General features: G+C 63.6%; 10 protein-coding genes and 1 pseudogene. 4 read left to right on the forward strand and 7 right to left on the reverse strand.

The annotated features are described in order from the left end of the window. Positions 1-160: 160 nt before the first annotated feature. The 3 genes and pseudogenes from hbhA to ACLP4W_RS14340 form a co-directional block, all read right to left on the reverse strand. The gene (gene hbhA / locus ACLP4W_RS14330) at positions 161-775 is read right to left on the reverse strand and encodes a heparin-binding hemagglutinin HbhA (RefSeq protein WP_442386923.1); all 615 of its coding nucleotides are present in this window, start codon (positions 773-775) and stop codon (positions 161-163) included. Positions 776-1,101: 326 nt separating this feature from the next. After that, positions 1,102-1,522, reverse strand: a pseudogene (locus ACLP4W_RS14335) (helix-turn-helix domain-containing protein); the annotation flags it as partial. Between the two features lie 86 nt (positions 1,523-1,608). Further along, positions 1,609-2,994: a DUF445 domain-containing protein gene (locus tag ACLP4W_RS14340; protein WP_442386925.1), complete on the reverse strand. Its 1,386-nt coding sequence runs from the start codon at positions 2,992-2,994 to the stop codon at positions 1,609-1,611. A 132-nt stretch (positions 2,995-3,126) separates the two neighbouring features. On the opposite strand from ACLP4W_RS14340, the gene ACLP4W_RS14345 reads away from it, so the two are divergent. The 3 genes from ACLP4W_RS14345 (at position 3,127) to pcaA (ending at position 5,863) form a co-directional block, all read left to right on the forward strand. Beyond that, positions 3,127-3,828, forward strand: coding sequence for a TetR/AcrR family transcriptional regulator (locus ACLP4W_RS14345; protein WP_442386927.1), 702 nt, complete (start codon positions 3,127-3,129; stop codon positions 3,826-3,828). 19 nt (positions 3,829-3,847) lie between these two features. Continuing rightward, positions 3,848-4,858, forward strand: a complete 1,011-nt coding sequence (locus ACLP4W_RS14350) for a prenyltransferase (protein ID WP_442386929.1) — start codon at positions 3,848-3,850, stop codon at positions 4,856-4,858. 141 nt (positions 4,859-4,999) lie between these two features. Next, positions 5,000-5,863 carry a cyclopropane mycolic acid synthase PcaA gene (gene pcaA, locus ACLP4W_RS14355; protein WP_442386931.1) on the forward strand — a complete coding sequence of 288 codons (864 nt, stop codon included), beginning with the start codon at positions 5,000-5,002 and terminating at the stop codon, positions 5,861-5,863. Positions 5,864-5,881: 18 nt separating this feature from the next. Here pcaA and ACLP4W_RS14360 read toward each other — a convergent pair whose 3' ends face one another. The 4 genes from ACLP4W_RS14360 to ACLP4W_RS14375 all read right to left on the reverse strand — a co-directional run bounded on the left by ACLP4W_RS14360 (position 5,882) and on the right by ACLP4W_RS14375 (position 10,295). After that, a complete protein-coding gene (locus tag ACLP4W_RS14360) occupies positions 5,882-6,742 on the reverse strand; it encodes a cyclopropane mycolic acid synthase family methyltransferase (protein ID WP_442386933.1) in 861 nt (286 codons plus the stop codon). Between the two features lie 119 nt (positions 6,743-6,861). Further along, entirely contained in the window at positions 6,862-7,725 is an 864-nt protein-coding gene (locus ACLP4W_RS14365) for a 3-hydroxybutyryl-CoA dehydrogenase (protein ID WP_442386935.1), read from the reverse strand. Between the two features lie 210 nt (positions 7,726-7,935). After that, positions 7,936-9,222, reverse strand: a complete 1,287-nt coding sequence (gene aceA / locus ACLP4W_RS14370) for an isocitrate lyase (RefSeq protein ID WP_442386937.1) — start codon at positions 9,220-9,222, stop codon at positions 7,936-7,938. Between the two features lie 275 nt (positions 9,223-9,497). After that, the gene (locus tag ACLP4W_RS14375) at positions 9,498-10,295 is read right to left on the reverse strand and encodes an acyl-ACP thioesterase domain-containing protein (RefSeq protein WP_442386939.1); all 798 of its coding nucleotides are present in this window, start codon (positions 10,293-10,295) and stop codon (positions 9,498-9,500) included. A gap of 161 nt (positions 10,296-10,456) precedes the next feature. Between ACLP4W_RS14375 and ACLP4W_RS14380 the strand changes: the two genes are divergently transcribed. After that, the coding region (locus ACLP4W_RS14380; RefSeq protein ID WP_442386941.1) for a helix-turn-helix domain-containing protein at positions 10,457-11,371 on the forward strand (915 nt) is incomplete at its 3' end.

The following is an 11,371-nucleotide window of genomic DNA, read 5'->3' on the forward strand; positions in this document are numbered from 1 at the left end:
GGAGTCGAGTGTCTTGCTTGGTCCGAGTTGCCTAGGGCAACTCGGAGTCGAGTGTCTTGCTTGGTCCGAGTTGGCTAGGGCAACTCGGAGTCGAGTGTCTTGCTTGGTCCGAGTTGCCTAGGGCAACTCGGAGTCGAGTGTCTTGCTTGGTCCGAGTTGGCTAGGGCAACTCGGTGCCTGACAACTTCTGAGTGACCTTCTTGGCCGCTGCCTTCTTGGCCGGAGCCTTCTTGGCCGGAGCCTTCTTCGCAGGCGCCTTCTTGGCCGCAACCTTCTTGGCACCTTCAGCCTTCTTCGGCAGCTCGATGCCGACGAGCTTCGCCGCGCGCTCACCGACCGCGCGGGTCTGCGATGCCACGGTGCCGAGCGCATCCTGAGTCAGCTCGACGGCCTGGTCGACGTAGCCCTCGGCGCGCGCCGACGCATCCTCGAAGGGCCGCTGGCTGCGCAACCGCTCCAGGGCGGCCTCGCCCCGCTCGACCAGATCGTTGTAGCGGCTGGTCGCTGCCTCCAGGTAGCCCTCGGCGGCCTTGCGCAACTCTTCGGGGGTGAACCTTTCGCGCAGCTCGGTGAACTGCTCGGGCAGGTCCTCCTGCAGCTTGGACAGGCGAGCACGGCTCTCCTCGACACGACTGCGGGTGTCGGTGCGGGTTTCTTCGGCACGGTCGCGCAGGCCGGTGATCAGGTCGTTGACCGTGGCCAGGGCCAAGTCGGCCGCACCCAGAGCCGCCAGCAGCGGAGCGCGCAAGTCTTCGATGTTTGAGTTTTCCGCCATGGTGTTTCCTTTCATGGTTTGTGTCGTTATCGGCGTTTTAACGTGTCTGGTCTGGGAACTAGGCAAGCGTCGGCTCCTCACGGAGGAGTAGTCAAGACCCGCGAATTGACATGGCACGCAACTTGCGAATGAACCTCCTGATTGATCGGGTCGGTTGTTGATTCGGACCGCGGGTGGCGCACGGGGCTTGGCGTCAGGCCCCTTCTTTCTGGGTAACCAAGCGGCCGGGTATCTATGCGTCACCTAATAATTGGCGCGATCCGGAAGGCGTGTTCTGGCGGAATGGGCCAGCCGATTGACTTAACGGTGCCACCCGAAATCGGCTGATCACTCGTCGCTGTCGGAATTGGTCGGACACTCCTCATCAATCGATTCGTTTTGTTGGGTGAACGAGGCGTAGATGTCGAGCAGAATCTGCTTCTGACGCTCGGTGATCGCCGTATCGGTGATGATCGCGTCACGCACCTGACTCTTGTCGCTGGGCTCGAGAATCCCCGCCCGCACGTAGAGCACCTCGGCGGAAACCCGCAATGCCTTCGCGATCTGGTTCAGGACGTCGGCGGACGGTTTGCGCAATCCGCGCTCCACCTGACTCAGGTAAGGGTTGCTGACACCGGACCGTTCGGCAAGTTGTCGCACCGATACTTGTGCGTTCTCGCGCTGGCTCCTGATGAAGCTGCCGATGTCAGAAGCCATGTCAGAAGCCGCGGTGGACACCTTGGCGGAGAGCTTCTCCTCCGGTGGCATTGCGTACCCCCTGGGTCCGACGGCAGATCTTGACGAGCATCAGCGTACGGACGTGTGCTTGCTTTTGCAAGCACTTGTTAGCACTCCTAGAAAAGCAGCTGCGCGACGGCGTAGATCACCAGCCCCGCCAATGCGCCCACCACGGTGCCGTTGATCCGGATAAATTGCAGGTCACGACCCACGTGCAATTCGATCCGGCGACTGGCTTCCTCGGCGTCCCAGCGCTTGATCGTCTCGGTGATGATCGCCGTGATTTCCACCCCATACTCGGAGACCAGATGCTGGGCTGCCCGAACTATCCAGTTGTCGACCTTGTCGCGCAGGTTGGCGTCGTCGCGCAGTGATTCCCCAATCCGAACCGCGGTGTCGGCGATGCGCGTGCGCAAAGTGCTGGACGGGTCGTCGACGCCTTCGAGCACCAGCCTTTTCAGCGTCTTCCACGCTGTCGCGGCGGCATCGGCGATCTCGTCGCGCGCCATCAGCTGCTCTTTGACCGCCTCGGCGCGCGCGATGGTGTCCTGGTCGTGCTGTAGGTCGTCGGCGAATTCGAACAGAAAGCGGGTCGCCGACCGGCGCAATTCGTGGTCAGGGTTGCGGCGCACCTTGTCGGTGAAGTCCATCAACTCGCGGTGGATGCGGTCGCCGACGAGATGGTCGATGAACCGAGGCGACCAGCTCGGCGAGTCACGCTCGACCACCCTCTGGATGACCTCTCCGGCGTTCAGCGACCACTCAAACGCCCGATCGGCCAGCAACTGGATCAGGGCCTCCTGCCGGTTCTCGGCCAGCAGGGTACCCAGCACCCGGCCCACCGGGGGGCCCCACTGCGGTTCGGCGATGCGGCGCACGATCATCCGGTCGATCACCTGCTGGACGTCGTCGTCGCGCAAAAGCTCGACCAGCACCCGTAATACCGTGGCCGTTTCGCTCGCCACCCGCTCGGCGTGTACGGTCTCCGACAGCCACTTACCCAGCCGGCCGGGCACCTCGGCGTCGCGCAGCTTGGTCTCTACGACCGGCGGTGAGAGGAAGTTCTCTCGCACGAAGGTTCCCAGCCCCTCCCCGAGCTGGTCTTTCTTGCGCTTGATGATTGCGGTGTGCGGAATGGGTATGCCCAGCGGGTGCTTGAACAGCGCGGTTACGGCGAACCAGTCGGCCAGTGCGCCCACCATGCCGGCCTCCGCGGCCGCACCGACGTAGCCGACCCAGACGCCCGTGCCGGCGTGGGCTGCCTGCGCCCAGCGACAGGCGAGGAACACGCCTGTGGCACCGATCAAAAAGCTGAGTGCCACTACCTTCATCCGGCGCAGCGCGACCAGCCGCTCCGCGTCGGTCTCGGGATCAGCCCCGGCGAAGGATTCCGCCAAGGATGTGTGAGCCCGCCGGGTCTCGGTCGACGGCGTGATTCGGTTCGGTCCCGCCGCCGGGGAGCCCGACGCTTCGCCTCCATGTGAGGCCCTGTGTGCCACCACACCATCATCTATCGCGGTGAGCAGTTAGTGTGACGACCCTGTCCTAAGTGCCCCGCACATGCGCGGCCCATGCGCCAAAAGGTCCCCCACACGCCGTAGGATCGGGGGGCGTCTGATGAGTGGGAAGCGACAGTGGCAGAGCAAATCCCGGTTGTGGCCGTTAAGGCGGATGGTCGCAAGCGGCGCTGGCACCAACATAAGGTGGAGCGCCGAAATGAGCTGGTTGACGGCACGATCGTGGCGATTCGCCGGCGTGGCCATTACTTGAGCATGGACGAAATAGCGGCCGAGATCGGGGTCTCCAAGACCGTGCTGTACCGCTACTTTGTCGACAAGAACGACCTGACGACGGCTGTGATGATGCGCTTCACGCAGACCACGCTGATTCCCAACATGGCCGCTGCGCTGTCATCGAACCTGGATGGCTTCGACCTGACCCGCGAGGTCATCCGGGTGTACGTCGAAACCGTCGCGGCCGAACCCGAGCCGTATCGGTTCGTGATGGCCAACAGCTCGCCAACCAACAGCAAAGTGATCGCCGACTCCGAGCGAATCATTGCCCGCATGCTTTCGATGATGATGCGCCGCCGCATGCAGGAGGCCGGGATTGACACGGGCGGCGTGGAGCCATGGTCCTACTTGATCGTCGGCGGCGTACAGCTGGCCACCCACTCGTGGATGTCGGACCCACGGATGAGCAGCGACGAGCTGATCGATTACCTGACCATGCTCAGTTGGAGCGCACTGTGCGGGATCGTCGAAGTCGGCGGGTCGCTGGAGAAGTTTCGGGAGCAGCCACATCCGTCGCCAATCGTCCCGCCACGGGGGCATTAAGCCGGTCTAGGCTTTAGGAATGCCTGAGGTGAGCGTGGGCTCACGGCTGAGGTCGTGGGCGTACGCACTGAACACCACCAACCCGCCCGCGGATGTGCCGATCGACACCGTCACGCGGTGGCTCGTCGTTACCCGCGCGGCAGTGCTGCCGATGACCCTGGTCTCCGGTCTCGTCGCGGCGCTGTTGGCCGTCGGCAAACCCGGGCTGGATTGGCGCTGGCTGGTCCTGGCCGTGCTGGGCATCACGCTGGCGCACACCGGCAACAACCTCATGAACGACCTCTACGACACCCAGGTCGGTACCGACAGCGAAAGCTACCCGCGCGCGCTCTACGCCCCGCACCCGGTGCTGTCCGGGCTGATCAGCCGCCGCACGCTGGTGCTGGCGATCCTCCTGGTGAACATCGCCGACCTGGCGATCCTGGTTACGCTGACATGGGCTCGCGGCTGGCCCGTGGTGGTTTTTGCGCTCGGTGGGTTCGCCCTGAGCGTTGCCTACACGGCGCCACCGTTGCGGCTGAAGAAGCGCGGCCTGGGTGAGCCCGATGTTTTCGTCGTGTGGGGTCCGCTGATGGTGTGTGGTACGTACTACTCCGCGGTGGGCGCGGTTGGTTGGGATGTCGTGCTGGCGTCGCTGCCCTACGGCTTGTTGTGCACGACGGTGCTGATGGGCAAGCACATCGACAAGATCCCCTACGACGAGCCGCTCGGCATCCGGACGGTGCCGGTCCTCCTTGGCGAGGCGCGCGCCCGGGTAGTCACGCTGACGATGATGGTCGGCTTCTACGTGCTGGTCGCGGTTGCCGTCGCGGTCGGGGCGATGCCCTGGCCCGCGCTGATCGTCGTCTTGGCGGTGCCCCGGCTGGCGAAGGTGTGGCCGTATTTCCGCCGCCCGAGGCCCGACGAGCCGCCACCGAAGTTTCCGGTGTGGCCGCTGTGGTACGCGGCGCTGGCCTGGGTGCATGTACGTCAGGCGGGCGCGCTGCTGGTCCTGGGCCTGGCGATCGGCGCCGTATTGCGCGTGTTGTGACTCGCGTGTGACGCAACGCCCTCCGCAGGCGACTTGAGCCGCCTTAACGGCTAGCATGCAGGGCATGCATCGGGGGTGAACCGGGTTTCCCGGGTCGGCAGAAGGTCCGATACCCCGAGATACAGAAAGGCTCCGCTCCTCATGGCTGTGCAGCTCACGCCACATTTCGGCAACGTGCAAGCACATTACGATCTGTCGGACGACTTCTTCCGGTTGTTCCTCGACCCCACCCAGACGTACAGCTGCGCGTACTTCGAACGTGACGACATGACTCTCGAGGAGGCGCAGCTCGCCAAAATCGACCTCTCCCTGTCGAAGTTGGGCCTGGAACCGGGGATGACGCTGCTCGACATCGGCTGCGGCTGGGGCGCCACCATGCGACGCGCCATCGAGAAGTACGACGTCAACGTGGTCGGGCTAACGCTGTCGGAGAACCAGGCCGAGCACGTCCAGAAGGTGTTCGACGAGATGGACACGCCCCGCACGCGGCGGGTGTTGCTCGAGGGATGGGAGAAGTTCCACGAGCCCGTCGACCGCATCGTCTCGATCGGCGCGTTCGAGCACTTCGGCCGCCAGCGCTATGCCCGCTTTTTCGAGATGGCCTACGGGGTGCTGCCGTCCGACGGCGTGATGATGCTGCACACCATCGTCCGCCCTACCTTCAAAGACGCCAGGGCAAGAGGCCTGCCACTGACGCACGAAATCGTCCACTTCACCCAGTTCATCCTGGCCGAGATATTCCCCGGAGGCTGGCTGCCGACGCCCGCCATGGTCGAAGAGCACGCCGGCGCGGCCGGTTTCAAGCTGACCCGGATCCAGTCTCTGCAATTGCACTACGCCAGGACCCTGGACACGTGGGCTGCCGCGCTGGAGGCGAATAAGGACAAGGCGGTGGCCCTGCAGTCCAAGACGGTCTACGACCGGTACATGAGGTACCTGACCGGGTGCGCCAAAATGTTCCGCCAGGGGTACACCGACGTCGACCAGTTCACTTTGGAGAAGTGACCGACGCGGGCCGAACCGCTACTTGACCAGCGTGAACTGCCCGACGTTGCAGATGCCCTTGTGGAAGAACTTCTCACAGCCCGTCAGGTAGTGCATGTAGCGGTCGTAGATCTCTTCGGACTGGATGGCGATGGCGCGTTCGCGGTTGGCCTTCAGGTTTGCGGCCCAGATGTTCAGCGTCCGCTCGTAGTGCTCCTGCAGCAGTTGCACTCGTTCGACGGTGAACCCGGCGTCTCCCGCGAATTTGAAAATGTCTTCCTGTGCCGGCAACTGTCCGCCGGGGAAAATCACGGTCCCGATGAATTTCATGAATTTGAGATCGCTCATGGTGATCGAGACGCCGCGTTCAAGCTGTTGCTTTTGGTTGTAGCCCAAAATCGTGTGCAGCAACGCGCGACCGTCGTCGGGCAGGACGCTGTAGGCCCGTTCGAAGAACTTGGCATAGCGCTCCAACTTGAACGCTTCGAACGCGCCGATGCTGACGATCCGGTCGACCTTGTCCTCGAACTCCTCCCAGCCCTGCAGCCGCACCTCGACGGTGCGCTCGGTGGGGATCTTGGCGAGCCTGGCCTTGCTGTACTCGCACTGATTGCGACTGAGTGTGATGCCGATGACATTGACGTCGAATTTCTCGATCGCGCGCACCAGCGCACCGCCCCAACCGCAGCCGATGTCGAGCAACGTCATCCCGGGCTCGAGGTTCAGCTTTCCCAGCGCCAAGTCGAACTTCGCGTTCTGGGCCTCTTCGAGAGTCATGTCGTCGCGCTCGAAGTATGCACAGGTGTAACCCATCGTCGGGTCTAGAAACAACGAGAAGAACTCGTCGGAGACGTCATAGATGGATTGCGACTCTTCGTAATAGGGCCTCAACTTGGTCATGCGTGAAAAATACCTCTCGTCTGATGATCGCCGAGAATCGTACCCGATCCCCTGCTCTCATACGATCTCACGCGCCCGTCACGCATGAGCCGCGCACAGATTGCAGCGCGCTGCTTAAGTCAGTACGTGTAAAACCCCTGACCCGATTTCTTGCCCAGCAGACCCGCCTCGACCATGCGGAGCAAAAGTGGCGGCGGGCCGTAGTGCGGCTCCTTGAATTCCTCGAACATCTTGTCCGCGATCAGCTTGAGGGTGTCCAGGCCAACAAGGTCGGACAGGCGCAGCGGGCCCATCGGATGCGAGAGCCCGGCAACAACGGCCTTATCGACGTCTTCGACGCTGGCGAACCCGGCCTCGACCATCCGGATCGCCGACAGCAGATACGGCACCAGTAGCGCGTTCACCACGAAGCCGGACCGGTCCGAGCAACGCACCACCTGCTTGCCCAGCACGGCACTGGCGAACTCCTCGGTCCGGGCGGCGGCGGCTTCGTCGGTGACCAGCGTGCTCACCAGCTCGACCAGCGGCAGCACCGGGACCGGATTGAAGAAATGCAGGCCCAGCACGCGCTGCGGGTTCTTGGTGGCCGCGGCGATCTTCATGATCGGAATGCTGGAGGTGTTGGAGGCCAGCACCGCGTCGGGATCGGTGATGATCCGGTCGAGTTCGGCGAAGATCTGGGCCTTGATGACCTCGTCCTCGACGATGGCCTCGATCACCAGCTGCCGGTCGGCCATGTCATTGATGTCTGTGGTGAAGGTGAGCATGCTCAGCGCGCGGTCGCGTTCGCGCTCCGTGACCTTGCCGGCGCTGACGCCACGCTCCAGCGACTTCACGATGCGGTTGCGACCCGCCGTGATCAGCGCCTCGGTGGTTTCGAACACCGTCACGCCGACACCCGCTCGGACGGCGACCTCGGCGATACCGGATCCCATCTGCCCGGCCCCGACAACCCCCACCCGCCGGATCGTTGTGTCGCTCACTGTATTTCTCTCCCGAGTCGTATTGTCGTGCACCGCATTAGGCCCCGCCCAGGTTCGCTGGGCGGGGCCTATGCTGTCAACTTCTCCCGCGAGCAGACGCAGACTCGCATGATCTCAGCCGCAAATGTGCGATTCTCCGTCTGCTCGGCGAAGGATCAGTGGCTCAAGCCGTCGGTTCCACTTCGTCTTCGCGGGCAAGCCCGCTCATCCTCAGTGGAACTGACCCTCCTCGGTGGAACCGGTCAGGGCGGTGGTCGACGAGTTGGGGTCGACCGTGGTGGCGATGCGGTCGAAGTAACCGGCGCCCACCTCGCGCTGGTGCTTCGTCGCGGTGTAGCCACGTTCCTCGGCGGCGAACTCCCGCTCCTGCAACTCGACATAGGCGCTCATCTGGTTTCGGGCGTAGCCGTAGGCCAGATCGAACATCGAGTAGTTCAGCGCGTGGAAGCCGGCCAGCGTGATGAACTGGAACTTGAATCCCATTGCGGCAAGCTCTTTTTGGAACTTGGCGATGGTGCCGTCGTCGAGGTGCTTGCGCCAGTTGAACGACGGCGAGCAGTTGTAGGCCAGCATCTGGTCCGGGTACGCGTCCTTGACCGCCTCGGAGAACTTGCGCGCGACCTCGAGGTCGGGGGTGCCGGTCTCCATCCAGATCAAGTCGGCGAACGGAGCGTAGGCCTTCGCCCGCGCGATGCACGGCTCGATGCCGTTCTTGGTGCGGTAGAAACCTTCGCGGGTGCGCTCGCCGGTGATGAAGGGCCGGTCGCGCTCGTCGACGTCGGACGTGATCAGGGTGGCCGCTTCGGCGTCGGTACGGGCGATCACAACGGTCGGAACGTCGCAGACGTCAGCGGCCAGCCGGGCCGACGTGAGGGTGCGGATGTGCTGTTGGGTCGGGATCAGCACCTTGCCGCCCAAGTGACCACACTTCTTCTCCGAGGCCAGCTGGTCCTCCCAGTGCGAACCGGCGACGCCGGCGGCGATCAGGGCCTTCTGCAACTCGAAGACGTTGAGTGCGCCACCGAAGCCGGCCTCACCGTCGGCGACGATCGGCGCCAGCCAGTTCTCCACCGACTTGTCGCCCTCGATCTTGGCGATCTGGTCGGCGCGCTGCAGCGCGTTGTTGATGCGGCGGACCACCTGCGGCACCGAGTTGGCCGGGTACAGGCTCTGGTCGGGGTAGGTGTGGCCGGACAGGTTGGCGTCACCGGCGACCTGCCAGCCCGACAGGTAGATGGCCTTCAGACCGGCGCGCACCTGCTGGACGGCCATGTTGCCGGTCAGGGCGCCGAGCGCGTTGACCCACTCCAGGTCATGCAACTCTTCCCACAACACCTCCGCGCCACGGCGGGCCAGGGTGTGCTCCTCGACGACGGTGCCTTGCAGTGCCACGACCTCGTCGGCGGTGTAGGTGCGGGTGACGTCCTTCCAACGCGGGTTCGTGTCCCAGTCGTGTTGAATCTGCTCGGCGCTCTTCGGGGTGCCAACGACAGACATCGGCCTTACTCCTTAACGGTTATCGATTGCTGAGTCCTGCACGCCAACCGCGGTTCGGCGGTAGCTAGAGCCTCAACTTCACTGACATGCTAACTCGACCCTGGCACACGCCATTCCCTGCTTGCCACCCATTTCATTTGCCAATTTCCGTAACGACGCTGCCCGATTTTGCGAATCTTGCAAAGCCATCTGTTGGCTTAACCGTTTTAGAAACTACCCGTCAGTAACTATATCTCCGCAGGTCAGGCGGGAAATCGGCGGGGCGGGCGGTCGCCCTAGAGAGCGAAGATCGCGGCGACGGCTTTCGCCTCGTCTCCGACGGCATATGTGAGCGTTGTAACAGCGCGGTCGGCCAGGTCGGGACCGAACTGATCGGTCGAGCCGGCCGGGTGAACATGCGAGATGATCTCCAGCTTGTCGCCCAGCGCGACCGCCGCCTCGTGCTCGATCGTGGTGCGCAGCGGGCCCTGCAACAGTTCGGGGTGTGACGCGAGGTAGTCCTCGATCACGCTCCAGTAGACCGAGTTGTTCATGTGGTCGAACAGGTCGATGTCGGTGACGCGGACCGGGAACTCGTGGATTTCCGTCGCGTCGTCTCGACCGCCCGGCTTCAGGTAGCCCTTCCACCGCAGCCGATCAACGGAAGTGGTCTTGTACAGGGCTGCCAAGAAATCGTCGGCGATGCGCGAAGGCATCTGGGTTTCCCGGTTGATGTTGATCCAGAATGCCTCGGATTCGATGAGACCGCGGCCGCGCTTCCCATCTATGCGCACCCGCATTTCACACCACCGGTTCGAGGTACCCGAACACCATCTCCGCAGCCGCAGCATGTCCTGGAACTCGATCGGGCGGATCAGGTCAACCACGGTGCGACGGACGATCCATAGCGGGTGCGTCTCCTCGAAGCCCATCTCACGCAGCTGGTCCTGACCGATGTCCTGGATGTGCCGGGCGGCCGCGTCCAGCCGCAGCTGGCCCGTGCGGTCGATGTCGCCGACGCGCAACGGCCATTCGCGATCGAATACATCGGGGTGGCCGTCGGGCACCGGCATCAATGTTTTGTCCAGGCTCACGGCTTCGCTCCCCATTTACTCCTCGTTGGGCCCCTAATTGTCCCCCCAAGCCCTGACGCGAATCATGCCAATCACCCCTGCCAAATACCAATCGTGATCGAATCGTATGGCGTGCCAACTCTGCGAACCAGGCCTTCGCAGCGGCGGGTACCCTTCTTTAAGTGCCCAAGACCTTTGTCGGCTCCCGCGTTCGCCAGCTGCGCCACGAGCGCGGGTTCAGTCAGGCGGCATTGGCCCAGATGCTGGAGATCTCGCCGAGCTACCTCAACCAGATCGAGCACGACGTTCGCCCGCTGACCGTGGCCGTGCTGCTCCGGATCACCGAGGTGTTCGGGGTCGACGCGACCTTCTTCGCCTCCCAGGACGACACCCGGCTGGTCGCCGAGCTGCGTGAGGTGACGATGGATCGCGATCTGGACATCGACGTCGACCCGACCGAAGTGGCCGAGATGGTGAGCGCTCATCCCGCCCTGGCGCGCGCGGTGGTCAACCTGCACCGGCGCTACCGGATCACCACCGCGCAGTTGGCCGCCGCCACCGAAGAACGGTTCTTTGACGGCAGTGGCAGCGGGTCGATCACCATGCCCCACGAAGAAGTGCGCGACTACTTCTACCAACGCCAGAATTACCTGCACGAGCTCGACACCGCCGCCGAAGACCTCACCATCCAGATGCGGCTGCACCACGGCGACCTGGCCCGCGAGTTGACCCGCCGGCTCACCGAGGTGCACGGAGTGCACATCACCAGGCGCATCGATCTCGGGGACACCGTGCTGCACCGCTATGACCCCAAGAGCAAGACACTGGAAATCAGCAATCACCTCTCGTCGGGTCAGCAGGTATTCAAGATGGCCGCCGAATTGGCGTACCTGGAGTTCGGCGACCTGATCGACAGCATGGTCGCCGACGGCAAGTTCACCAGCGAGGAATCGCACACGCTGGCCCGGCTGGGGCTGGCCAATTACTTCGCCGCGGCCGCGGTGCTGCCCTACCGCCAGTTCCACGACGTCGCCGAGAATTTCCGCTACGACGTCGAGCGGTTGTCCTCCTTCTACTCGGTGAGCTACGAGACCATC

Origin of the sequence: Mycobacterium sp. (assembly GCF_052145595.1) — a bacterium.
Lineage (GTDB): Bacteria > Actinomycetota > Actinomycetes > Mycobacteriales > Mycobacteriaceae > Mycobacterium.

Excerpts from the sequence above, each read along its gene's own strand:
- hbhA (WP_442386923.1), bottom strand. The coding sequence starts at position 775 with ATGGCGGAAAACTCAAACATCGAAGACTTGCGCGCTCCGCTGCTGGCG.
- ACLP4W_RS14350 (WP_442386929.1), top strand. The coding sequence starts at position 3,848 with ATGCCTGAGGTGAGCGTGGGCTCACGGCTGAGGTCGTGGGCGTACGCA.
- pcaA (WP_442386931.1), top strand. The coding sequence starts at position 5,000 with ATGGCTGTGCAGCTCACGCCACATTTCGGCAACGTGCAAGCACATTAC.
- ACLP4W_RS14360 (WP_442386933.1), bottom strand. The coding sequence starts at position 6,742 with ATGACCAAGTTGAGGCCCTATTACGAAGAGTCGCAATCCATCTATGAC.
- aceA (WP_442386937.1), bottom strand. The coding sequence starts at position 9,222 with ATGTCTGTCGTTGGCACCCCGAAGAGCGCCGAGCAGATTCAACACGAC.